This window comes from Amycolatopsis sp. CA-161197, from assembly GCF_050942255.1.
Taxonomy (GTDB): Bacteria; Actinomycetota; Actinomycetes; order Mycobacteriales; family Pseudonocardiaceae; genus Amycolatopsis.
This window is the reverse complement of sequence record NZ_CP192059.1, coordinates 5417373-5439989: the sequence shown is the minus strand read 5'-3', so window position 1 is coordinate 5439989 and position 22617 is coordinate 5417373. Positions and strand designations below refer to the sequence as shown.

The following is a 22617-nucleotide window of genomic DNA, read 5'->3' as shown; positions in this document are numbered from 1 at the left end:
GGTGTTGCTCACCCTATGCAACGAACGCGGCGTCCGGGGGATTCCCCGGTAACCATGTCGTTGCTCACGATGAGCTGTGTCACCCTTCGGCATCAGCTTCCTCTACTGGGACAGGTTTCGCGCTCCGGCGTGACGCAGACACCGCCTTCCAAGTGCGGATATCCCCCAGTTGGGCTACTGACGCTCCGTTCACGACAACCGTAACTGACCGTGGTGGGCCGTTGCGGGACCCAAGTCACCCAACCGGAAGTGTCGGCGGCACAATACCTGATAACGGACCGTAGTGGATTCAGCATCGGAACGTGCCGAAGCTGAAGATTCAACTACAGACTGGTCGGTATCTGCTACCACAACGGTGTCACCCTCACGGAGTATTTCGTCGTCCCGAACGCGCGCGTTGAACCGGCCCGGCAGCCCGCACCAGCACAGCACCTCGACCTGCACCGGCTGCAGCTCGTCGGCCAGTTCGAACAGCCGGCCCGCGCCCGGGAACAGACGGCTGCGGAAGTCGGTGGCGATGCCGAAGCAGTACACGTCGATGCCGGCCTCGTCGGCCAGCTCCGCCAGCTGGTCGACCTGCGCGGGGGAGAGGAACTGCGCCTCGTCGACGATGATGTAGTCCACGTGCTGCCCGTCGGCCCAGCGCTCGCGAACCAGGTCCCGCACGTCCGTGGTCGTGCCGACCTCCGTGGCGCGGCGCGTGATCCCGATCCGGCTGCTGATCTGCGGCGCCCCGGACCGGTCGTGGCGCACCAGCACCAGCCCGCGCCGGCCCTGCCGCGCGTGGTTGTGGTCGATCTGCAGGGCCAGCGTCGACTTCCCGCAGTCCATCGGGCCGTAGCAGAACTTCAGGCGGCCGCCCCGGGCGCGCGCGGCGGGGACCGGGGACAGCGCGTCGGTGGGATCGTCGGGAACGGCTTCTTCGAGGGCAGTCACGACGATCGACCCTATCCGGCCCCGGCCCGCCCGCTCACAGCACGGCGGGCGGACGGTTCCCGGCAGCCACGATCGCGCGCCGCACCGGCACCAGCGCCACGAACACGAACCCGAGCACGAAGAAGACCACCAGCGCCACGATCGCCAGCCGGAACGACCCCGTCGCCTGCCCGACGCCCGCGAACACCAGCGGACCCAGCCACGACGTGCCCTTCTCGCCCACGACGTAGAGCGAGTAGTACTGCGCGTCCTTCCCGGCCGGGATCATCTGGCTGAACAGCGACCGCGACAACGCGTTCGTGCCGCCCAGCACCAGCCCGATCCCCACCGCGACCGCGTAGAACTGCAGCGGCTGCTGCGGCTGGATGAAGTACGCGCCCGCCAGCACCACGACCCACAGCACCAGGCTGCCCAGGATCGTCCGCTTCGCACCCAGCCGGCGCGCCACGAGCCCGTGCAGCACCCCGCCCACGTAGGCGAGGAACTGGATCACCAGCACCGTGACGATCAGCACCTCGTCGGAGAAGCGCAGCTCGTCCTTCCCGTACTGCGCCGACACCGCCACCACCGTGGAGATCCCGTCGGCGAAGATCAGGTAGCTGCCCAGGAACGCCAGCGTCAGCGGGAACGCCTTCGCCTCCACCGCCGTCCGCCGCAGTTCCCGGAACCCGGCCCGCAGCACCGACACCCCGCGCTCGACCGCCACCGGCGTGTGGACGCGGGGGAGCGCCCGCAGCACCGGGATCGTGAACACCGCCCACCACAGGCCCGAGGTCAGGAAGCAGATCCGCACCGCGGTGCCCGTGTCCACGCCCAGCGCGTCGCGGCTGAGGTAGAACGCCAGCTGCAACGCGAGCGCGAGCCCACCGCCCAGGTAACCGAACGCCCAGCCCTTCGCGGACACGTCGTCGCGCTCGTCGGGCTCGGCGATGTCGACCAGGAACGAGTAGTACACGACCAGCGAACCGCCGTAGCCGATGTTCGCGACGATGAACAGCGCCGCCCCCAGCTGCCAGTCGGAGCCGGCCATGAAGAACATCAGCGCCGACGCCAGCGCGCCCAGCCACGCGAACCAGCCCAGGATCCGCCGCTTGTTCCGGCTCCGGTCGGCCACCGCGCCCGCGATCGGCAGCACCAGCACCTGCACCACCGTCGCCACCGACAGCAGGTAACCCCACGTCGAACCGGCGGGAAAATGCAATCCGAACACCGACACGTCGCAGTTGTGGAGCTTGTCGTCCACACCGGACGCGTCGAGGCACGCCTTGTCCCCGTTAAGGGTGATGTTCTGCTTCGCGTCCGCCGCCGCGACAGTGCTCATGTAGAGCGCCCCGAACACGGTCGTGACCGATGAATAGAACGGCGAATTGGCCCAGTCGTAGAAGTACCAGCCCCACCGTTCCCGCTTCTTGTCACGGGTCTCGGCCAGCGTCATCCACGGCTCCTCAGCGGTCGCGAATCTCCAGGTCAGGCGGCAGACTACTGGGGCGGCCGCGCGCGACACCGCCGAACGGGTAAACCGTGTCCGGTTCGTCGCCTGCCGATCATCCGCGCTGAGCCGAACGGCTCTCGAAATGGCGCGCGAGGCGTGTCGCTCACCCGATTCTTCGCCGTTTTGTGTGAGGCTGGTGTGCGTGGTGTGACTCTTGTGGTCAATGGGTCGCGTGCTTACTGTGCACCCATGACCAACCGCGTTCGCACTGCTCACCGCGGTGCCGTGAGGATCGTGCTCCTCGCGGCCGCCGTCCTGGGGCTGCAGCTCGCCGTCGCCGGCGCCGCGTCCGCGGACCCCGCCTCCAGCTCCTGGGCCAAGCTCCGCATGTGCGAGGCCAGCGGCCGCTACACGATCAACACCGGAAACGGCTACTACGGCGCCTACCAGTTCGACCTGCCCACCTGGCGCAGCGTCGGCGGCCAAGGCCGCCCCGACCAGGCCAGCCCCCGCGAACAGGACTACCGCGCGCTCTACCTCTACCGGATGCGCGGCTGGCAGCCCTGGCAGTGCGCCGGGATGCTCAAGCTCACCGGCGACGCCGACGCACGCAGCAAGCGCATCCCGTCCTACGACGAATCCGCCTACATGGGCGGCACCGGCCTGCCCGCACCGCCGGCCCCGAAACCCCAGCCCGCACCACCCGCGCCGCCCGGCGCCATGCCCGCCTGGCCCGGCGTCGTCTACGCCTACGGCGACTGCGCACCCGCGCTCAAGACCTTCCAGCTGCGCATGAACGCCTTCGGCTACGGCTTCACCGGCACCGGCTGCTACTACGACAAGACCAAAACCGCCGTCCTCGACCTGCAGCGCGCCAACGGCATCAACGACTCCGGCCGCCTCGGCCCCCTCACGTGGAAGGCTGCCTGGCAGGGCAAACGCCCCCGCTAGAACCGCGGCTCAGCCGGCCTGCTGCCACACACCCCGCTCGACGAGCACATCGCGCAGCAGGTCCGGCCGATCCGTCACGAGCCCGTGCACACCCAGGTCCAGCAGCTCCCGCATCTGCGCCGGCTCGTCGATCGTCCACACGTGAACCTCGAACCCCGCCCGCTCCGCCGCCTTCACGAACGAACGGTCCACCACCGTCAGCGGCCCCTGCTTCACCGGCACCTGAGCCAGATACCCGCCCGCCAACCGGCTCAACGGCAACGGCGGCACCCACCCGTTGGCCCACACCATCAGCACCGACCGCGGCCCCATCGCCGTGCACAGCTTCGGCCCCGCCAGCCGCCGCAACCGCGCCAGCCGCGAGTCCGAAAAGGACGCAGCCGCCACCCGGTCGAACGCGCCCGTGCGCTCCAGCACCCGCACGAACGGCTCCACCGCGCCGTTCGCCTTCACGTCCACGTTGAACCGCGCCTGCGGTAGCTCCTCCAGCACGTCCTCCAGCCGCGACAACGTCGCCCGCCCGCCGACCTTCACTCCCTTCAGCTGCTCCCACCTCTGCGCCGCGATCGACCCACCACCGTCGGTCGTCCGGTCCAGCGTGTCGTCGTGGTGCACCACCACCACACCGTCCGACGTCGCGTGCACATCCGTCTCGACGTACCGGTACCCCTCCTCGACCGCACGCTTGAACGCCGGCAGCGAGTTCTCCATCCCCTCCAGCTCGTCCAGGTGCCACCCGCGGTGGGCGAACGCACGGGGGAGCGGATCGGCCAGGTACGCAAACGGTGGGCGCATGCCCACAGTGTGCGCCACCGGCATGGCCTCGGCATGAGAACACGATGGCCAGCTAGGGTCTGGCGGGTGAGGGAACTGGCCGAGCACCCGATGACCGGCGACGAACTGGTCGTACCACGCCGCAGCAACGCACCCAAGCACTGCGGCTGGTGCGGCCGCCGCCTGCCCGAAGGCGGCAACGTCGGCCGCCGCCGCCGCTACTGCGGGCAATCCTGCCGCCAGCGCGCCTACGAACGCCGCACCGCCCTGCAACGCAGCGGCCTGCCCGAAGACGCCGTCGTGCTCTCCGACACCGAGATCGCCGCCCTGCAGGACCGCCTCTTCCAGCTGCGCTGCGCCGCCGAGGACATCGCCACCGCCACCCACGACGGCGCCGACGCCGACGAACTGCGCCGCCTCGCCGAAGAAATCGTGCACGCCGCAAAGGACCTCGAGCAGCTCCGCTGAGAAGCCACCCCGGCCCACGGAGACTTCCAACGGCTCCGCGGTGAATTCAACCGGCTCCGCCGGCCCGCCGAGCGGACTAGAGTCCGGAATGTCCCCGGGGGACTTGCCGGCAGCGAAGCCGCGCGCCGGCCGAGCAAGGGAGACGCCCGTGACGAAGGCCGCGTTCACACCCGCCACCGAACTCGACGCCGTCCGCGAACTCACCGTCGGCGACCTGCTCCGCGAAGCCGCACGCCAAGCCCCGGACGCACCCGCCCTCGTCGAAGGCCTGCCCGACCCCGCGACGCGTCGACGCTGGACCTACGGCGAGCTGCTCGGCGAAGCCGAAGACGCCGCCCGCGCCCTGCTCGGCCGCTTCGAACCCGGCGAACGCGTCGCCGCCTGGGCCAACAACATCCCCGAATGGGTCCTGCTCGAGATGGCCGCCGCCCTCGCCGGCCTGACCCTCGTCACCGTCAACCCCGCCCTGCGCGAAGCCGAACTCCGCCACGTCCTCGGCCAGTCCGGCGCCTGCGGCGTCTTCCTCGTCAGCGAGTACCGCGGCACCCCCATGGCCGCCATCCTCGACCACGTCCGCCCCGACCTGCCCCACCTGCGCGAAACCATCCGGTTCGAAGACTGGCGCGCCTTCCGCGCCTCCGGGCTGCCCACCCAGGCCCTGCCCGGCGTCGAACCCGGCGACCCCGCCCAGATCCAATACACCTCCGGCACCACCGGCACCCCCAAAGGCGCCGTGCTCCACCACCGGGGCATCATCAACAACGCCCTGCTCTCCTACGCCCGCACGCTGGACATGCGCCCCGGCGAGAACTTCGTCAACCCCATGCCCCTGTTCCACACCGCCGGCTGCGTACTCGCCACCCTCGCCCCGATCGCCACCCTCGGCACCCAGGTCCTCATGCCCTGGTTCGACCCCGCACTGCAGCTCGCCCTCCTCGAACAGGAGAGGGGAGTGGTCTTCGGCGGCGTGCCCACCATGCTGCTCGCCCTGCTCGGCCACCCCGACTTCCCCAAGACCGACCTCAGCTCCGTCCGCTACGCCCTCAGCGGCGGCGCCACCGTGCCACCCGCCCTCGTCCGCCGCATCGAAGCCACCCTCGACGTCCCCATGTGCATCGTCTACGCCCAGACCGAAGCCTCGCCCTGCATCACCATGACCACCCCCGACGACAGCGCCGACGACCGCGCCGAAACCCTCGGCCGCGCCCTGCCCGCCTGCGCCGTCAAGATCGTCGACCCCCTCACCGGGGAAATCGCCGCCACGGGGGAGACCGGCGAACTCTGCACCCGCGGCTACCACGTGATGACCGGCTACCACGCCATGCCCGAACAGACCGCCGCCGCCATCGACCCCGAAGGCTGGCTCCACACCGGCGACCTCGCCCGCATGGACGACCGCGGCTACCTCACCATCGAAGGCCGCGTCAAAGAGATGATCATCCGCGGGGGAGAGAACATCTACCCCCGCGAGATCGAACACGTCCTGCTCGACCACCCCGCCGTCGCCGACGTCGCCGTGGTCGGCATCCCCGACCCGGAGTGGGGCGAACAAGTCGGCGCCTTCGTGCTCCTGCGCCCCGGCGCCGACACCGGCGAAGAAGAACTGTTCGCCCACGTCCGCAAACACCTCGCACCGCACAAGACACCCAAGGTCTGGCAGTTCGTGACCGAGTTCCCGCTCACCGGCTCCGGCAAGATCCGCAAACACGTGCTCCGCGACCAGTACATGGCCCACCACTGAACCTCAGCCCGCCTCACCCGCGCCCAGCCCGTCCAACGCCCGGTACGTCCGGTTGCTCGCGGCCGCGGCCCGCTGCTCCCGCCCCGTCGCCTCGATGTAGTTCTGGCTCGTGGCCAGGCTCGCGTGCCCCAGCAACGTCATGATCTCCGACGCCGTCGCCCCGTCCTCCGCCAGCCGCGTCGCGAACGTGTGCCGCAACGCGTGCAGGTTCGCCCCCGTCGGCACCCGGTCGTGCAACCCCGCCCACCGGTAACACGACTTCACCAGGTACTCCAGCGCCCCGCGCCCGATCGGCTCACCCGCCCGGTCGCGCAGCAACGGCTCCGACGCCGGGAACCGCAGCTGCGGAAACCGCCGCCGGCACGACTTCCCGTAGTCCTCGATCAGCTTCGCCAGCACCGGCTGCACCGGGATCGACCGGTCCCGGCTGCCCTTGCCCGACACGTGCAACCGCAGCTCACCGTCCCGGCCCACCACTGAACGCGGTGTCAGCGCCCGCATCTCCGCCGCCCGCAACCCCGCCACCAGCCCGAGCGCCAGCACCAGCACATCGCGCTCCGGCCACGGATCCCGCGCGCGCCGCGCACCGTCGGCCGCCGCGGCGAGCAACCGCTCCGGAGTTTCCTCACCCCGCAACGGTTTCGGCACCAGCGGAGGAGTCTTGGGCCGGGCGACCGCGCCCATCGGGTTGCCCGCCAGCAGCCCGTCGGACACGCAGAAGGTGAGGAACTGGTTCCAGGTCGACCAGGCCCGCAGCACCGAGCTCTTCGCGTGCCCGTCGGCGAACGCGCCGAACGCCGTGCGCAGCGCCGGCGCCGTCAGGTGCCCGACGTCCAGCTCCTCGGGCGCACGGCCGAGCTCCTGGAGCAGGAGAGTGGTGATCCCGGCCAGGTCACGACGGTAGGCGGCAGTGGTGTGCGGCGAGTCCTTGCGCGGCCGCCGTGCCGCGAAGAACGCTTGCTGTGCCTCGGAAACCAGCATGTGGATCTTGTACAGCACGGCACCGACAGTTTCGACGTCCGGATGGTCATCCGGTATGCTGCATAATGGCAATTATGCATGAAACGTGGCTGCGGAAGGGCTGAATCCCCTTGGGGGACAACGGTTCTCTCGGTCTCGTGCCCTCGGCTCGCCTGGCCGGTTTCGCGCGTCTACAGCTCTGTTGTCCGGCGTTGCCGAGGGATCGTTCATCTGTTCGAGTGGTCGGCCGGGACCGCCTCGGGCGGCCCGCCGCGGGCTGATCGACTGTCAGCGCTCCAGAGCGCGTGTTGGTTGCGTGCTTTCGATGTCCTGCCAGTCGCGTTCAATTCGTCACGGTGACGAATTGAACGGGTGCTTCGGGTGGTGTTGACGCCTGAACTCGGGGATCTCCGCCGAGGTCTCCGGACGGCCTCCCGGAGGCTCGCTCAGGAGCCGTCCTGAGGCAGGCGATCAGGTTGAGTGGATCCGCAACCCTGACGGGCTTCCCGGGGTGCGCTCTCGACTGCTGCCCATACCGCTCGGATCAGCCTCCTGAAGCCCCTCTCCGGGCTTCCTTCCGCAGGTCGGCCAAGTGCCGATAATGTACATTATGTCAAGTAAGGTGGATCGGCACGGCTCCCCACACCTCACGTGCCTACGTCCGGCAGGGACAGGCTCGAATCGCGACCCGGCGCAATACTCGAAGACACGCCATTCCCCATGACCCGGCTTGGGGTCCGGGATTTGACACTGCCGGACAAGGAGCAGTCATGAGCTTCGCTACGGTCAACCCTGCCACGGGTGAACTGGTCAAGGAATTCCCGCTGCAGTCGGACGAAGAAGTCTTCGCCGCACTGGAAACCGCGGACAAGCGGTACCGCGAGGACTGGAAATTCCGCCCCGCGGCCGAACGCGCGCGGATCGTCGCCCGTGCCGCGCAGATCCTGCGCGAGAGGCGGGACGAATACGTCGACCACCTGACTCTGGAAATGGGCAAGGTGACCCGGTTCGGTTACCTGGAAGTCGATTTGGTCGCCGACATCCTGGATTACTACGCGCAGAACGGTGAACGGTTCCTGGCGGCCGAAGAACTGCCCGACGAGCCCGGTGCGACAGTGGTCGCCGAGCCGATCGGGGTCATCCTGGCGATCGAGCCGTGGAACTTCCCCTACTACCAGCTGGCCCGGGTCGTCGCGGCTCAGCTGGTGGCGGGGAACGTCGTGCTGCTGAAGCACGCGGAGAGCGTTCCGCAGTCCGCGCTCGCGTTCGCGCGGCTGTTCGAGGAAGCCGGCGCGCCGGAGGGGGTGTACACGAATCTGTTCTGCAGCATCGAGCAGATCGCGGCGCTGATCGAGGATTTCCGGGTGCGCGGGGTGACCTTGACGGGCAGCGAGCGGGCGGGTGCGTCCGTCGGTTCTCGTGCGGGGCGGAACCTGAAGAAGGTGGTTCTGGAGCTGGGTGGCAGCGATCCCGCCCTGGTTCTGCCGGGTGCGGATCTCGGATTCGCGGCGGAGCAGATCGTGATGGGCCGGACGTTCAACTCGGCGCAGGGCTGCGTGAACATCAAGCGGGTGATCGTGGTCGGGCGTGCGCGGGGCGAGCAGCTGCTGGCCGATCTGACGGCGCGGTTCGCGGCGTTGAGGGTGGGTGATCCGACGGACGAGACGACGCAGCTGGGCCCGGTGGCGATGGAGCGGGCGCTGGATACGCTGCTCACGCAGATCGCGGACGCCGAGGCGGCGGGAGCGCGGATCGTCGTGGGTGGTCGTCGTCTGGACCGGCCGGGGTTCTTCCTCGAGCCGACGATCGTCACGGACATCGCGCCGGAGAATCCGCTCTACCAGCAGGAGGCGTTCGGTCCGGTGCTGTCGTTCTACGTGGTGGACAGCGAGGAGGAAGCGCTGGCGCTCGCGAATGCGACGAAGTACGGGCTGGGCAGCTACGTCTTCGACGCCGACGTCGAGCACGCGAAGCAGGTGGCCGCGCGCTTGGAGGCCGGCATGGTCTACATCAACTCGTGTTTCTTCGATTCGCCGCGCATGCCGTTCGGCGGGGTGAAGAACTCGGGGTTCGGGCGGGAGCTGTCGGAGCTGGGTATCGGCGAGTTCCTCAACCGCAAGCTGATCCGGGTGGTCGAGCCTGTTTGAGCCACTCCCCTGCGCCCCGGGCCGCGTCCTCGATCCGGGGCACAGGGCTCAGCCGGCAGTGAGCATTTCGAGGTAGTGCGGGTTGGACATGATGCCGAGGACGTTGCCGAACGGGTCGACGACCGACGCGGTGACGAAGCCGTGGCCGCGTTCGCGGATGCCGTCGTGTTCCTTCGCGCCGAGGGCCAGGAGGCGGTCGAGAGAGCCGGCCAGGTCGTCGACGTGCCAGTAGAGGATGGCGCCGGCGGGGCCGTCGGGGGCCGGGGGCAGGTATTTGCGGTCGACGATGCCGAGCTCGGCTTCGTGGTCGCCGAGGCGGTATTCGATGTAGCCGGGGCGGGAGAAGTAGGGCTCGATGCCGAGGACGTCGGTGTACCAGGCCTGGGCGGCCCGCAGGTCGTCGGCGGAGAAGTTCAGGGTGGCCATTCCTCGCAGCATGAGCTGGTCCTTTCGCGGTGGTGTCCGGTTTGTCGTGCCTTCAGCCAAGCACGGTTAAGTGCTCATCCGCCGAGCACTTTTTTTGCGAGGATCGGGTCATGCGAGCGGATCGGCTGGTGGCGGCTCTCCTGGTGTTGCAGGCGCGGGGCCGGGTGACGGCGGCGCGCCTGGCTGAGGAGCTGGAGGTGTCGGTCGCGACGGCGCGGCGGGATCTGGAGGCGCTGGCGGCGGCCGGGGTGCCGGTGTATCCGCAGGCCGGGCGGGGTGGCGGGTGGCAGCTGGTCGGTGGGGCGCGCACGGATCTGAGCGGGTTGACGGCGGCGGAGGCGCAGGCGTTGTTCGTGCTGGTGGGGCCGACGGGGCGCCTGTCCCCCGACGTCCGGTCGGCGTTGCGGAAGCTGGTGCGGGCGTTGCCGGAGACGTTCCGGGCCGATGCCCGGGCGGCGGCGGGCGCGGTGGTGCTGGATCCGTCGGCGTGGGGTCGTGAGCTGCGGAAGCAGCCGGGGTTCGTGGCGGTGCTGCAGCAGGCCGTGGTGGGCAGGCGCAGGGTCGGGCTGGAGTACACCAGCTGGGGTGGCGAGCCGGCGGAACGGCTGGTGGATCCGTGGGGGCTCGTGGACAAGGACGGTGTCTGGTACCTCGTCGCGGGGACCGAGCGGGGCCGGCGGACGTTCCGGGTGGACCGGATCTCGGCGGTGACCGTGACCGACGAGCCCGCCGAACAGCCGGAAGACCTCGGCCGGGAGTGGGCGCAGGTGGTCGCCGAGGTGGAAGCCCGGCGGGGCGGGACGACGGCGTCGGTGCTCGTCGAGCGGTCGCTCCTCCCCTGGGTTCGCCGGCAGTTCGGCCGCCAGTGCCGGGTCCTGGGTGAGGAGGGCGACCGGGTGCGGGTGGAGCTGGCGGCGCCGACGGCCGAGCTGCTCGCCCGGCAGGTGGCGGGCTGGGGTGCCCGGGCCGAGGTGCTGGAGCCGCCCGAGGTGCGGGCCGGCCTGGCGCGGCTGGGGCGTGAGCTGGGCGAACGGTACGGTTGACTGAAGTAATGAATCGGTGGTTCACTTCTTGACGTGCCCTACCGCAGGACTCCGAAGGTGCAGGAGCGGCTCGATGCGCTGCGCGACTCGATCGTCGCCGCGGCGGTCGAGCAGCTGGCCGAGCACGGCTACGCGGGCTGTTCCGTCGCTGCGGTGGCGGAGCGGGCCGGGGTGGCCGTCGGCACGGTGTACCGCCACTTCCCCACCAAGGCCGAGCTGGTCGTGCGGGTGTTCCGCCAGGTCGTGACGCGGGAGGTCGAGGCGGTGCGCGAGGCGTCGGCCGGCCCGGGTGAGCCGGCGGAGCGGGTGGCCGCGGTGTTCGAGACGTTCGCGGCGCGCGCGTTGAAGGCGCCGCGGCTGGCGTACGCGCTGCTGGCCGAGCCGGTGGACGCGCTCATCGACGCGGAACGGCTGGAGTTCCGGCGCGCGTTTCGGGATGTGGTGGCCGAGCACGTGGCCGCCGGGGTGCGGTCGGGTGCGTTGCCCGCGCAGGATTCCGTGCTGACCGCGGCGGCGCTGGTGGGCGCCGCGGCGGAGGTGTTGATCGGGCCGCTGCGGGGCGGCGCGGTGAGTGATGTCGTCGAGTTGCGGACGTTCGTCGTCCGGTCTTTGGGAGGTTCCGATGTCCGCCACGCATGAGGTCACCAACCAGGTGCCGCCGTTGGTCTACGACGTCGCGCAGGATCCGGCGCTGCTCGAGGCGCTGGACCGCGCGGACGCGGGCTGGGCGGCCGAGGAGGTCCACGAGCTGGGCCGGCTCGCCGGGAGTGAGCAGGCGCAGGAGTGGGGCCGGATCGTCAACGAGAACGAGCCGGTGCTGCACACGCACGACCGGTACGGGAACCGGATCGACGAGGTCGAGTACCACCCGTACTGGCACGAGCTGATGAGCGTCGCCGTGTCGCACGGGGTGCAGGCCGCGCCGTGGCGTGACGAGCGGGCCGGGGCGCACGCGGCGCGGGCGGCGAAGCTGTACGTGTGGGGTCAGGTGGAGGCCGGGCACACGTGCCCGATTTCGATGACCTACGCGGCGGTTCCGGCGCTGCGCGCCAACCCGGAGCTGGCGGCGCTGTACGAGCCGTTGCTGGCGGCGACGGAGTACGACTTCGGGCTGCGGGAGCCGAGCACCAAGCGCGGGCTGATCGCGGGCATGTCGATGACGGAGAAGCAGGGCGGCTCCGACGTGCGGGCCAACACCACGACCGCGCGTCCGGTCGCCGATGGTTCGTACCGGTTGGTGGGTCACAAGTGGTTCACCTCCGCGCCGATGTCGGACCTGTTCCTCACTCTGGCGCAGGCGCCCGGTGGTCTGTCGTGTTTCCTGCTCCCCCGGGTGCTGCCCGACGGCAGCCGCAACCCGATCCGGCTGCAGCGGCTGAAGGACAAGCTGGGCAACCGGTCGAACGCGTCGTCGGAGATCGAGTACGAGGACGCCGTGGGCTGGCTCGTGGGCGAGGAGGGCCGCGGCGTCCGCACGATCATCGAGATGGTGAACAACACGCGGCTCGACTGCGCGCTCGGCAGTGCGTCGGGGATGCGGCTGGGTGCGGTGCGGGCGGTGCACCACGCGACGCACCGGCACGCGTTCGGCAAGGCGCTGGTGGATCAGCCGTTGATGGCGAACGTGCTGGCCGACCTCGTGGTGGAGTCCGACGCGGCCGCGACGGTGGCGATGCGGCTCGCGGCGGCGGGCGATAGGCCGGACGACGCGCAGGAGCAGGCGTTCCGGCGTCTCGGGCTGGCGGTCACGAAGTACTGGGTGTGCAAGCGGGCGCCGGCGCACGCGGCCGAGGCGCTGGAGTGCTTCGGTGGCAACGGGTACGTCGAGGAGTCCGGGATGCCGCGGCTCTACCGCGAGGCCCCGCTGATGTCCATCTGGGAGGGTTCGGGCAACGTGGCGGCGCTCGACGCGTTGCGCGCGATGGGCCGTCAGCCGGAGTCGGTGGCGGCGTTCTTCACCGAGGTCGAGCTGGCCGCGGGTGCCGACGCGCGGCTGGACGACGCCGTGGACCGGCTGAAGAAGGACCTGTCCGATCTGGACGACGTGGAGTTCCGCGCGCGGCGCGTGGTGGAGTCGATGGCGTTGGTGCTGCAGGGTTCTCTGCTGGTGCGCCACGGTGACCAGGCGGTGGCGGACGCGTTCTGCGCGTCGCGGTTCGCCGGTGACTGGGGCATCGCGTTCGGCACGTTGCCGGCGGGCACGGACACCTCGGCCATCATCGATCGCGCCCGGGTGTAGGCGGCGCGTTCGGCGGACGCGGGGCCGGCCGGCGCGCTAGCGTCCTCGGTCATGACCGCCTCCGAAACCGACTTCGTGTCCGCCACCCGCACCGCCTACGACACCGTCGCGGTGTCCTACGCCGAATTGTTGAAGGACGATCTCGCCGCGAGCCCGTGGGACCGCGCGATGCTGGACACCTTCGCCGAGCTGGTGGGCGCCGGTGCGCGCGTCGGGGATCTCGGGTGCGGTCCGGGCCGGGTCACGGGGTATCTGGCGGGACGGGGGCTGGCCGCGTTCGGGATCGACCTGTCCCCCGGCATGGTCGAGGTCGCGCGCGCGGCGCATCCGGGTCTGGAGTTCGAGGTCGGGTCGCTGGCCGCGTTGCCGCTGCCCGACACGTCGCTGGCGGGCGCGCTCGCGTGGTACTCGCTGATCCACACGCCGCCGGAGAAGCTGCCGGTCCTGGTCGCCGAGCTCGCTCGCGTGGTCGAGCCGGGCGGACGGCTGCTGACCGCGTTCCAGGTCGGCACCGAGCGCCGGCACCTGACCCACAGCTACGGCCACGACATCTCCCTCTACGCCTATCGGCTCGACCCGGACTTCATCACCGGGCTGCTCACCGACGCCGGCTTCACAATGGAGGCCCGGCTCGTCCGCGCGAGGGGGCCGCGTGAGAAGACGCCGCAGGCTTATCTGCTGGCGCGCAAGGAAAGCTGAGTCATTCGCGCAGCCGGGCCAGGACCGCGTCGAGGGCGTGGCGCACCGAGCCGGGCACGTCGTCGTGGCGCAACGCGGTCATCAGCTGCTCGTTGATCCCGCCCGGCGTGGTGTGTTTCGCGGTCAGCTCGGTGAGCGACGCGGTGCCCAGCGACTGGCCCAGCTGCGCGAACAGGTGCGTCACGTAGGCGTCGGCAGCGCCCGGTTCGACACCGTGGGCGGCGAGCCAGCCGGCGATGGTCGCGAGGTAGTCCAGGTGCGCGGCGAAGGTGGCCGTGGCGGCGCTGAAGGCGTCCAGCGTCGGCTCATCCGGCGGGACGACCACCCCGCCGAGCGGCTCGAACAGGTCGCGGGCGGCGGGGTGGTCCGGGAACAGCGCGGTGCGGCTCTGCCGGCGGGCGGCCTGCGGCAGCGGAATGGTCCGCACGACGTGCGCGGCCGGCGCCGTCCACTCCCGCAGCGTCGCCAGCGGCACCCCGGCCACGGCGCTGAGCACCACGTGATCCGGCCGGAACTCCAGCTCTGCCACCACTTCCCGGGCCACGGCGGGCCGGACGGCGAGCACGATCACCGAAGCCGCGTCGAGTACGTCCTGGTTGGTCTCGCAAACGCGCACGTTCGGGAACCGCGCCGCCAGCTCCTGCCCGGCCTGCCGGCCGCGCGGAGACAGGAACACCGCAGGTCCGTCGGCGCCGAGCCCTTCGACGATCGCCGCCGTGATCTCCCCGGCTCCCACGAACCCGTACGCCCGCATGCCCCGCCCTCCTAGTGTGGACCCTCGACGATCGGAGGTCACCCGTGCACGCCATGCACTACGAGATCACCCTGCCCGCCGGCTACGACATGCAGATCATCCACCGCAGGGTGCGCGAGCGGGGACCGTTGCTGGACGAATTCCCCGGGCTGGGACTCAAGGCGTACGGGGTGCGGGAGCGCGGCGTCGACGGCTCGGCGCTCAACCAGTACTCCCCCTTCTACCTCTGGCACGACCCGGCGGGCATGCATTCGTTCCTGTGGGACGGCGGGTTCCGCGGGATCGTCGACGACTTCGGCCGCCCGCCCGTGCAGCATTGGACCGTGCTCGCGTTCGAGGAGGGGCCCGCGTTCGGGACCACACCGCGGGCGGCCGGCAAACGCACGGAAATCCTGCCCCGCGAGGTGCTGCCGGGTGAGGTGATCACGTCGGCGGTCGCAGGCCTGACCGAGCACGCGCGGCGCGCCGGCGTGCACTCGGCAGCGCTCGTGATCGACCCGCGCGGCTGGGAACTGGTGCGCTACACGCTGTGGGCCGGGGACGCACCGGACGAAGACCCCGTGCGGTACCGGATCGGGCACGTGTCGATGCCGGGCCTGGCGAAATTGCGCCGTGGCAGGCAGTGGTGAACTCGGTACGGTGATCGTCGGAGCAACCTGAGGGAGCAGCATGACTCGCTTGCACGATCGCCGGATCCTCGTGACGGGTGCCGGTTCCGGCATCGGCCGCGCCACCACGCTGCGTCTGCTGGAAGAGGGGGCGCGGGTGGTGGCCACCGACGTGTCCGCGGAGACCATCGCGGGCACGGCCGAGCTGGCGGGCGACCCACGGCTCGAAACCTTCGTGATGGACGTCGCCGACGAGCAGTCGGTGGTGAAGGGCACCGCGGCCGCGATCGAGCACCTCGGCGGGCTCGACGTGCTCGTCAACGCCGCCGGCATCCTGCAGGCCTCCCACACGCACGAGACGTCGCTGGAGTTCTGGAACCGGATTGTCGCGGTGAACCTCACGGGCACGTTCCTGGTCACGCGCGAGGCTTTGCCCGCGCTGATCGCCACGGGGAAGAGCGTGGTGATCAACTTCAGTTCCACCTCCGCGGCGTTCGCCCACCCGTACATGGCGGCGTACGCGGCGAGCAAGGGCGGGATCCAGGCATTCACGCACTCGCTGGCGCTGGAGTACAGCAAGCAGGGCGTGCGCGCGGTCAGCGTCGCGCCGGGCAGCGTGAAGAGCGGTATCACCGACAACGCGGGCACCTGGATGCCGCAGGACGTGGACTGGGCGCTGTTCGGCAAGCTCCTGCCGATCCTGCCGACGGACCTCGCGACGCCCGTCGGCAATCCGGTCGGGCGCCCGGAGTCCGTCGCCGGCGTCGTGGCGATGCTGGCGTCGGACGACGGCGAGTTCATCACCGGCACCGAGATCCGCATCGACGGCGGCACCCACGCCTAACGCGGCATCGGCCTGAACTCGGCCAGGTCCGGCAACGGCGGCACCACCCGCGCATACGCGTCGGCGGCCAGGATGCCGTCGGCGGGGCGGGTGGTGCGCTGCCCGAGCTCGTCGAGGACCTCGCGTTCGGTGCGGCCACGGGCGAGCAGCAGCACGAACGGGTCGGCGTCGAGCAGCCACGACACCTGGAACGACAGCGCGGCCGCGTGCCGGCACGGCAGCTCGAAGCCAGGGCAGTCGCACTCCGGGTCCAGGTCGCCGATGCCGGGCAGCAGCGGCACGTCGTCGGCCAGTTCGGTCGGCAGGTGCCGGTCGAGCAGCGCGGCGAGGTTCCCGGCCCGGTCGGCGGCGCGCCCCAGCAGCACGTCCCAGTCCGCTGTGGACAGTTCCGCCAGGTGCACGCTCGTGCGGAACGGGCCGCCGTCGGTGTCGTCCACCGTCGCGGCGATCCGGCCGGGGCTCACGGTGATCGGCCCGACCAGGCCCGCGACGGCGTACCGACGGCCGCGCCGCAGCTGCCGCAGATCCAGGGCTGTGTCCTCCATCGCGCGCAGCCACGCACGGCCCCACCACGTGCGCGCGAACGGCCCCCGGCCTTCGCGCGCGGGGAACGCGGGGAAGCCTCGGACGCGGTCGGTCACGCCGGCCTCCTCAGCTGCACGAGCTGGGCGAGCTCGGCGTCGGTCAGCTCGGTGAACGCCGCTTCCCCGCCGGCGAGCACGGCGTCGGCGAGCGCTCGTTTCTCCCGCAGCAGTGCGGCGATCCGGTCCTCCACGGTGCCCTCGGCGACGAGCCGGTGCACCTGGACCGGGCGCGTCTGCCCGATCCGGTACGCGCGGTCGGTCGCCTGGTCCTCGACGGCCGGGTTCCACCAGCGGTCGTAGTGCACGACGTGGTCGGCGCGGGTGAGCGTGAGGCCCGTCCCGGACGCCTTCAGCGACAGCAGGAAGACCGGCACGGCGCCGTCCTGGAACCGGCGGACCAGCTCCTCGCGCCGGGCGACGGGAGTACCGCCGTGCAGGAGCTGGCTGGGGATCCCGCGGTCCTCGAGGTGGCGTTGCAGCAGCCGCGCCATCACCACGTACTGGGTGAACACGAGCACCGCGCCGTCTTCGGCGCGGATCGTGTCGAGCAGCTCGTCCAGCAGCTCCAGCTTGCCGGACCGGCCGGACAGCGGCGCGTCCTCGCCTTCGGCCAGGTAGTGCGCCGGGTGGTTGCAGATCTGCTTGAGCGCGGTGAGCAGCTTGACGATCCGGCCGCGGCGCGCCATCCCGTCGCTCGCCCCGACTTCGGCCAGCAACTCCCGCACGGCCGCCTCGTACAGCGCGGCCTGCTCGGCCGTCAGCGCCACGGGCCGGTCGGTCTCGGTCTTCGCGGGCAGCTCGGGCGCGATCCCCGGGTCGGATTTGCGCCGCCGCAGCAGGAACGGCCGCAGCAGCCGGGAAAGCCGTTCCGCCGCGGCGGGATCGGCGCCGGACTCGACGGGTTTCGCCCACCGGGCGCGGAACTCCGCCAGCGTGCCGAGCAGGCCCGGTGTGGTCCAGTCCAGGATCGCCCACAGCTCCGACAGCGTGTTCTCCACCGGCGTGCCCGTCAGCGCCACCCGAGCCGTCGAACGCAGCGTGCGCAGCGCTTTCGCCGTGTCGGAGCGGTGGTTCTTCACGTGCTGGGCCTCGTCGGCCACCAGCAGTTCCCACGCCACGGCGGCCAGCGGCGCCGGGTCCGCGCGCAGCGTGCCGTAGGTGGTGAGGACGAACCCGTCGAGGTCGTCGAGCGAGCGCGCGCCGCCGTGGAACCGCCGCACGGCCACACCCGGGGCGAAGCGGTGGATCTCGGCTTCCCACGTGCCCAGCAGCGACGCCGGGCACACCACCAGCGTCGGGCCGGTGGCGCGGTGCAGGTGCAGGGCGATGAGGGTGAGCGTCTTGCCCAGACCCATGTCGTCGGCGAGGCAGCCGCCCAGGCCCAGGGAGGTGACGGTGTCGAGCCAGTGCAGGCCGCGCAGCTGGTAGTCACGCAGGGTCGCGGTCAGACCCGGGGGCTGCGGCGCCGGTCCGGGCAGCTCGGCGAGCCGCGAGCGCAGGGTGGCGAGCCAGCCATCGGTGACGAGCTCGACCTCGGCACCGTCCACTTCGGTCGTGCCGGCCAGGACAGCAGCCAGCGCGTCGACGGGCGCGAGGGGTTTCAGCGCCCGCTCCCGGGCGCGGCTCGCCGATGCCGGGTCGAGCAGCACCCACCGATCCCGCAGCCGCACGACAGGCCGGCGGGCCTCGGCGAGCACGTCCAGCTCGGCCGCCGACAACTGCGTGCCACCGAGGGCGAGCTGCCAGTCGAGCTCCAGCGCGCGGCCGCCCCCGAAGAACGCCGGCACGTCGTCCGGCGCGGCACCGGGGCGCACGACGGCGCGGGCCGTGAGCCCGGCCAGCTCGGCGGGCCAGTGGACGGCGACGCCGAGCTCGGCCAGCCGGCCGGCGGCGTCACCGAGCAGCTCGCGGATGTCGTCGTCGCGCAGCGCCACCTCCGCGGGCACGGGCGCGGCCAGCAGCGGCGCGAGCGCCGGCCACACCTCGGCGCAGCGCCGCAGCAGGAGAAGTACCTCGTGGCGGACCGCCTCGGCACCGGTCCGCCACAGTTCCGCCGCATCCACGAGCGTGTCGCCGTGCACCTGCACCACCGCGCGGAACCGGCCGTCGTCCAGGTCGTCCGATTCGAGCCGCAACGACACCCGCGTGGTGGCGGCGAGGCCGGCGACGTCACGCAGGAACCGCAGCAGCAGCGGGAACGGCTCGGGCAGCCGGGCCGGGTCACCGGGCAACGGGGTGGCGTGGGCGTGCGGCGGCATCGCGTCCGCGAGCCGGCGCAGCCACTGCTCTTCCTCCGGTGCCAGCGGTCCCGTCCATCCGGCCTCGGCCAGGCGCGTCCCCGCCTGCGCGGCGACCGACCAGAACTCGGCCGACGCGTCGCCGCGGGCTCGGCCCAGCAGTTCGACGGCGTCGGCAACCGGGACCCGCCGCGCCGGAACCGTGCGCAGACCGTCTCGCAGCACCACGTCGAGTGGTCCCCGCTCGCCCGGTCCCACCGGTGTCGTGCCGCCCGGGTGCCAGAACACGACGAAACCCGGCTCGACGACGACGGCCTCCCCCGGCGATGCGCTCCCCACGACTCCCCTTCCCGTCGGTCTCGGACGCCGTCCGCCGACGTTACCAGAACTCTGTACGACGTACGAGGAAATACAGGGCAGAATGACGCGGATGAGCACGGAGTACACCGGCGGCGGCGACCCGCGGCGCACGATCGAGCTGCTCTGGGGCGTCCCCGGGCCGCCGCGGCGCGGGCCGAAACCCAAGCTCACCGTCGCCGACGTCGTCGCGACCGCGACCCGGCTGGCCGACGCCGACGGGCTGGAGGCCGTGACCATGCGCCGCGCCGCCGACGAGCTCGGCGTCGCCCCGATGTCGCTCTACACCTACGTGCCCGGCCACGCCGAGCTGATCGACCTGATGCTCGACGACGCCCACGGCGAGCTCACTGCCGAACTGCCCTCGACCGGCTGGCGCGACGCGCTCACCGCCGTGGCCGAGGACCTGTGGCGCCTCTACCACCGCCACCCCTGGCTCCTGCAGATCACCACCGGCCGCCCGCCGCTCGGACCCAACACCTTCGCCAAGTACGAACGCGAGCTCAGCGCACTCGACGGCCTCGACCTCGACGAGCTGGAGCTCGACGCCGTCGTCAGTCTCGTCATCGGGCTCGTGCAGGGCACCGCGCGCGGCTCCATCGACGCCGTCCGGCTCGCGCGCCGCACTGGCCTGACCGACGCCGAGTGGTGGGAACGCAGCGCGCCCGTCCTCACCGAAATCCCCGCCGCCGACGCCGCGAACTTCCCGCGCGCGAGCCGCGTCGGCACCGCCGCAGGCCAGGCCCACAACGCCGCGTCCAACCCCGAGCACCACTTCCGCTTCGGCCTCGCCCGCATCCTCGACGGGGTGACGCTGCTCGTCGAGCGCCGCTGAAGGCCTGGAGACTGTCGGTCCCCCGGTTTAGGTTCGCACCAGGTGTCGGTTTCGCGCATGCCCGATCGTCGAGCGGGTACGAGCGAGCCGGTACCGGAGGGAGCACGGGTGGAGGAGCACGGGCGGGACGCCGCGGTGGAGGCCGCCGTCGCGCGGGCGTTCCGGGAAGAGTGGTCGCTGGTCGTGGCCACCCTCATCCGGATCACCGGCGACTGGGACCTCGCCGAGGAGTGCGCCCAGGACGCCTTCACCCTCGCCGTGCGCACCTGGCCGCGCGACGGCATCCCGACCCGACCCGGGGCCTGGCTCACCACCGCCGCCCGCAACCGAGCCGTCGACCGGATCCGCCGCGACGCCGTCGGAGCGGGCAAGCTCCGGGAGGCCGCGCGCATGATCGTCCCCGACGAACCACCCACCGACGACACCACCGTGCCCGACGACCGCCTCCGCCTCATCTTCACCTGCTGCCACCCGGCGCTCGCCGTCGAAGCCCAGGTCGCGCTCGCGTTGCGCACCCTGGCCGGGCTCAGCACCGCCGAGATCGCCCGCGCGTTCCTCGTGCCGGAGGCCACGATGTCGCAGCGGCTCGTGCGCGTGAAACGCAAGATCCGCAGCGCCGGCATCCCCTACCGCGTGCCGCCCGCGCACCTGCTGCCCGAACGCACCGCGGCCGTGCTCGGCGTGCTGTACCTGCTGTTCAACGAGGGCTACACCGCCAGTGCCGGACCCGACCTGCAACGACCGGACCTCGCCGCCGAAGCGATCCGCCTGGCCCGCGTGCTCGTGCACCTGATGCCCGACGAACCCGAGGCCACCGGCCTGCTCGCGCTCCTGCTGTTGCAGCACGCCCGCCGGGCCACCCGCGTCGCCGGCAACGGGGAGCTGGTGCCGCTCGAGGAACAGGATCGCGGCCGCTGGGACACCGCCGCGATCACCGAAGGCACGACCCTGCTGGAAGCCGCGTTACGACGCCGCAGCCCCGGGCCGTACCAGGTGCAGGCCGCGATCGCCGCGTGCCACGCCACCGCCGCCCGCGCCGCCGACACCGACTGGGCCCAGATCGCCGGCCTCTACCGCGAGCTGCGCCGGCACCTGCCCACCCCCGTCGTGGAGCTCAACCACGCGGTCGCCGCGGGGATGGCCTTCGGGCCCGCGACCGGCCTCGCGCTCGCCGACGAGCTCACCGCCCGCGGCACGCTCGCCGGCTACCACCTGCTGCCCGCGACCCGCGCCGACTTCCTGCGCCGCCTCGGCCGCACCGCCGAAGCCCACGCCGCATACACCGACGCGTTCGACCTCACCCGCACCGACGCCGAGCGCAGCTACCTGCGGCGCAGGCTCGCCGAAACATCGCCCGAAAAATCCCGGGCCGGAGTGTCGGTCCCGGCGCCGCCCGTTCGTCGGCTGGACGAACCGACCCGTGAACCGGAAGGACCGCGATGATCACCAAGACCCTGCGCGTGCCCGGCGCCGAGCTGACCTACGACGTCGACGGCGACGGCCCCGTGCTGCTGCTCGTGCCCGGCGGACCCGCCGACGCCACGGCGTTCACCGGCCTGCGCCCGCACCTGACCGGCCACTACACCGTGGTCACCTTCGACCCGCGCGGCATCTCCCGCAGCCCGATCACCGGCGAACCCGGCCGCGACCTCGTCGGCGAGCACGCCGACGACGTGCACCGCCTGCTCACCGAAATCGGCGGCGAGCCCGCGCACGTGTTCGCCAACAGCGGCGGCGCGGTCACGATGCTGGAGCACGCCCGGCGCCACCCGGGCGAGGTGGCGACCCTGGTCGCCCACGAGCCGCCGATCAGCCGCTACCTCGGCGAAATGCTCGCCGACTTCCCCAACATCCCGGCGATCTACCGCGAGCAGGGCATCGAAGCCGCGCTCGGCGCGTTCATGGCCGCCTCCGGCTTCGACGTGCCGCCGCCACCGGCCCACCCGTCGGCCGAGCAAATCGAGCAGGGCAAACGGATGCAGGGCAACTTCGCCTTCTTCTTCGGCCACCTCATGGCCGCCATCGGCGCCTGGGAACCCGACCTCGACGCCCTGCGCGCCACCGACACCCGCCTCGTCGTCGCCGTCGGCAAGGCCGCGGCCGGCACCCCCGCCCACACCGCCGGGCTCGAACTCGCCCGCGCGCTCGGGCAGGAAGCCGTGGAGTTCCCCGGCGACCACGGCGCGTTCGCCGGCGAGCCCGGCCCCTTCGCCACCCGGCTGACCGAAGTCCTCACCCACGCCTAGGAGACCGCTCATGCGTTACCTGCTCATGATCGCCGGCGAAGAGCCCACGGAAGAACAGAAGATCGCCGGGTGCGGAGGCTGGTCCGACGACCTGCTCGCCCGCGGCATCTTCGTCGGCGGTGGCGGCCTGCACCCGCCGGCCACCGCCACCTCCGTCCGCGTGCGCGACGGAGACGTCCTGCTGACCGACGGCCCGTTCGCCGAGAGCAAGGAACAGATCGGCGGCTTCGTCATGATCGACTGCGCCGACCTCGACGAGGCCGTCGAAATCGCCTCCCGCCACCCCGCCGCCGCGTACGGCACCATCGAAGTCCGCCCCATGCTGGGCTGACCCGA

General features: G+C 71.6%; 22 protein-coding genes. 14 read left to right on the top strand and 8 right to left on the bottom strand.

The genetic code is table 11. From position 1 onward, the window contains the following. Nucleotides 1–189: 189 nt before the first annotated feature. Entirely contained in the window at nucleotides 190–936 is a 747-nt protein-coding gene (locus tag ACQPXB_RS25310) for a thymidine kinase (protein WP_432844664.1), read from the bottom strand. 34 nt (nucleotides 937–970) lie between these two features. Further along, on the bottom strand, nucleotides 971–2371 hold the full coding sequence (locus ACQPXB_RS25305; RefSeq protein ID WP_432844663.1) for an MFS transporter: 1401 nt from the start codon (nucleotides 2369–2371) through the stop codon (nucleotides 971–973). A gap of 246 nt (nucleotides 2372–2617) precedes the next feature. Between ACQPXB_RS25305 and ACQPXB_RS25300 the strand changes: the two genes are divergently transcribed. After that, entirely contained in the window at nucleotides 2618–3319 is a 702-nt protein-coding gene (locus tag ACQPXB_RS25300) for a transglycosylase family protein (RefSeq protein ID WP_366576099.1), read from the top strand. 9 nt (nucleotides 3320–3328) lie between these two features. Here ACQPXB_RS25300 and ACQPXB_RS25295 read toward each other — a convergent pair whose 3' ends face one another. Next, nucleotides 3329–4114: a glycerophosphodiester phosphodiesterase gene (locus ACQPXB_RS25295; protein WP_432844662.1), complete on the bottom strand. Its 786-nt coding sequence runs from the start codon at nucleotides 4112–4114 to the stop codon at nucleotides 3329–3331. Between the two features lie 90 nt (nucleotides 4115–4204). On the opposite strand from ACQPXB_RS25295, the gene ACQPXB_RS25290 reads away from it, so the two are divergent. Together ACQPXB_RS25290 and ACQPXB_RS25285 are read left to right on the top strand one after the other, a co-directional pair. After that, complete coding sequence (locus tag ACQPXB_RS25290) at nucleotides 4205–4561, top strand: hypothetical protein (protein ID WP_364180209.1); 357 nt, start codon at nucleotides 4205–4207, stop codon at nucleotides 4559–4561. Nucleotides 4562–4709: 148 nt separating this feature from the next. After that, nucleotides 4710–6302: an AMP-binding protein gene (locus tag ACQPXB_RS25285; RefSeq protein ID WP_432844661.1), complete on the top strand. Its 1593-nt coding sequence runs from the start codon at nucleotides 4710–4712 to the stop codon at nucleotides 6300–6302. 3 nt (nucleotides 6303–6305) lie between these two features. Here ACQPXB_RS25285 and ACQPXB_RS25280 read toward each other — a convergent pair whose 3' ends face one another. Continuing rightward, nucleotides 6306–7301 carry a tyrosine-type recombinase/integrase gene (locus tag ACQPXB_RS25280; RefSeq protein ID WP_386945509.1) on the bottom strand — a complete coding sequence of 332 codons (996 nt, stop codon included), beginning with the start codon at nucleotides 7299–7301 and terminating at the stop codon, nucleotides 6306–6308. Nucleotides 7302–8032: 731 nt separating this feature from the next. On the opposite strand from ACQPXB_RS25280, the gene ACQPXB_RS25275 reads away from it, so the two are divergent. Beyond that, nucleotides 8033–9409, top strand: coding sequence for an NAD-dependent succinate-semialdehyde dehydrogenase (locus ACQPXB_RS25275; protein WP_432844660.1), 1377 nt, complete (start codon nucleotides 8033–8035; stop codon nucleotides 9407–9409). 48 nt (nucleotides 9410–9457) lie between these two features. On the opposite strand, the gene ACQPXB_RS25270 is transcribed toward ACQPXB_RS25275, so the two are convergent. Then, a complete protein-coding gene (locus tag ACQPXB_RS25270; protein WP_432844659.1) occupies nucleotides 9458–9847 on the bottom strand; it encodes a VOC family protein in 390 nt (129 codons plus the stop codon). Nucleotides 9848–9945: 98 nt separating this feature from the next. On the opposite strand from ACQPXB_RS25270, the gene ACQPXB_RS25265 reads away from it, so the two are divergent. The 4 genes from ACQPXB_RS25265 to ACQPXB_RS25250 are packed head-to-tail and all read left to right on the top strand — an operon-like array spanning nucleotide 9946 to nucleotide 13816. Further along, nucleotides 9946–10878 carry a helix-turn-helix transcriptional regulator gene (locus ACQPXB_RS25265; RefSeq protein WP_432844658.1) on the top strand — a complete coding sequence of 311 codons (933 nt, stop codon included), beginning with the start codon at nucleotides 9946–9948 and terminating at the stop codon, nucleotides 10876–10878. A gap of 33 nt (nucleotides 10879–10911) precedes the next feature. Beyond that, on the top strand, nucleotides 10912–11517 hold the full coding sequence (locus tag ACQPXB_RS25260) for a TetR/AcrR family transcriptional regulator (protein ID WP_220240733.1): 606 nt from the start codon (nucleotides 10912–10914) through the stop codon (nucleotides 11515–11517). Further along, on the top strand, nucleotides 11501–13117 hold the full coding sequence (locus ACQPXB_RS25255; protein ID WP_366576085.1) for an acyl-CoA dehydrogenase family protein: 1617 nt from the start codon (nucleotides 11501–11503) through the stop codon (nucleotides 13115–13117). The genes ACQPXB_RS25260 and ACQPXB_RS25255 overlap by 17 nt, the downstream gene beginning before the upstream one ends. Nucleotides 13118–13168: 51 nt before the next feature. Next, a complete protein-coding gene (locus tag ACQPXB_RS25250) occupies nucleotides 13169–13816 on the top strand; it encodes a class I SAM-dependent methyltransferase (RefSeq protein WP_432844657.1) in 648 nt (215 codons plus the stop codon). A gap of 1 nt (nucleotide 13817) precedes the next feature. Here ACQPXB_RS25250 and ACQPXB_RS25245 read toward each other — a convergent pair whose 3' ends face one another. Then, nucleotides 13818–14570, bottom strand: coding sequence for an NAD(P)-binding domain-containing protein (locus ACQPXB_RS25245; RefSeq protein WP_432844656.1), 753 nt, complete (start codon nucleotides 14568–14570; stop codon nucleotides 13818–13820). A 53-nt stretch (nucleotides 14571–14623) separates the two neighbouring features. On the opposite strand from ACQPXB_RS25245, the gene ACQPXB_RS25240 reads away from it, so the two are divergent. Both ACQPXB_RS25240 and ACQPXB_RS25235 read left to right on the top strand, forming a co-directional pair. Further along, nucleotides 14624–15199: a DUF4865 family protein gene (locus ACQPXB_RS25240; protein WP_432856781.1), complete on the top strand. Its 576-nt coding sequence runs from the start codon at nucleotides 14624–14626 to the stop codon at nucleotides 15197–15199. Nucleotides 15200–15239: 40 nt separating this feature from the next. Then, entirely contained in the window at nucleotides 15240–16022 is a 783-nt protein-coding gene (locus ACQPXB_RS25235) for an SDR family NAD(P)-dependent oxidoreductase (protein ID WP_366576077.1), read from the top strand. Here the strand turns inward: ACQPXB_RS25235 and ACQPXB_RS25230 are convergent. Both ACQPXB_RS25230 and ACQPXB_RS25225 read right to left on the bottom strand, forming a co-directional pair. Further along, nucleotides 16019–16663 carry an SWIM zinc finger family protein gene (locus ACQPXB_RS25230; RefSeq protein ID WP_432844655.1) on the bottom strand — a complete coding sequence of 215 codons (645 nt, stop codon included), beginning with the start codon at nucleotides 16661–16663 and terminating at the stop codon, nucleotides 16019–16021. The genes ACQPXB_RS25235 and ACQPXB_RS25230 overlap by 4 nt on opposite strands. Continuing rightward, nucleotides 16660–19005: a DEAD/DEAH box helicase gene (locus tag ACQPXB_RS25225; protein ID WP_432856778.1), complete on the bottom strand. Its 2346-nt coding sequence runs from the start codon at nucleotides 19003–19005 to the stop codon at nucleotides 16660–16662. The genes ACQPXB_RS25230 and ACQPXB_RS25225 overlap by 4 nt, the downstream gene beginning before the upstream one ends. 259 nt (nucleotides 19006–19264) lie before the next feature. Between ACQPXB_RS25225 and ACQPXB_RS25220 the strand changes: the two genes are divergently transcribed. From ACQPXB_RS25220 to ACQPXB_RS25205, 4 genes are all read left to right on the top strand, one after another. Next, entirely contained in the window at nucleotides 19265–20035 is a 771-nt protein-coding gene (locus ACQPXB_RS25220; protein ID WP_432844654.1) for a TetR/AcrR family transcriptional regulator C-terminal domain-containing protein, read from the top strand. 108 nt (nucleotides 20036–20143) lie between these two features. Then, nucleotides 20144–21478 carry an RNA polymerase sigma factor gene (locus ACQPXB_RS25215; RefSeq protein WP_432844653.1) on the top strand — a complete coding sequence of 445 codons (1335 nt, stop codon included), beginning with the start codon at nucleotides 20144–20146 and terminating at the stop codon, nucleotides 21476–21478. Further along, on the top strand, nucleotides 21475–22281 hold the full coding sequence (locus tag ACQPXB_RS25210; protein WP_432844652.1) for an alpha/beta fold hydrolase: 807 nt from the start codon (nucleotides 21475–21477) through the stop codon (nucleotides 22279–22281). The genes ACQPXB_RS25215 and ACQPXB_RS25210 overlap by 4 nt, the downstream gene beginning before the upstream one ends. Nucleotides 22282–22291: 10 nt before the next feature. Then, entirely contained in the window at nucleotides 22292–22612 is a 321-nt protein-coding gene (locus ACQPXB_RS25205; protein WP_366576065.1) for a YciI family protein, read from the top strand. Nucleotides 22613–22617 lie beyond the last annotated feature (5 nt).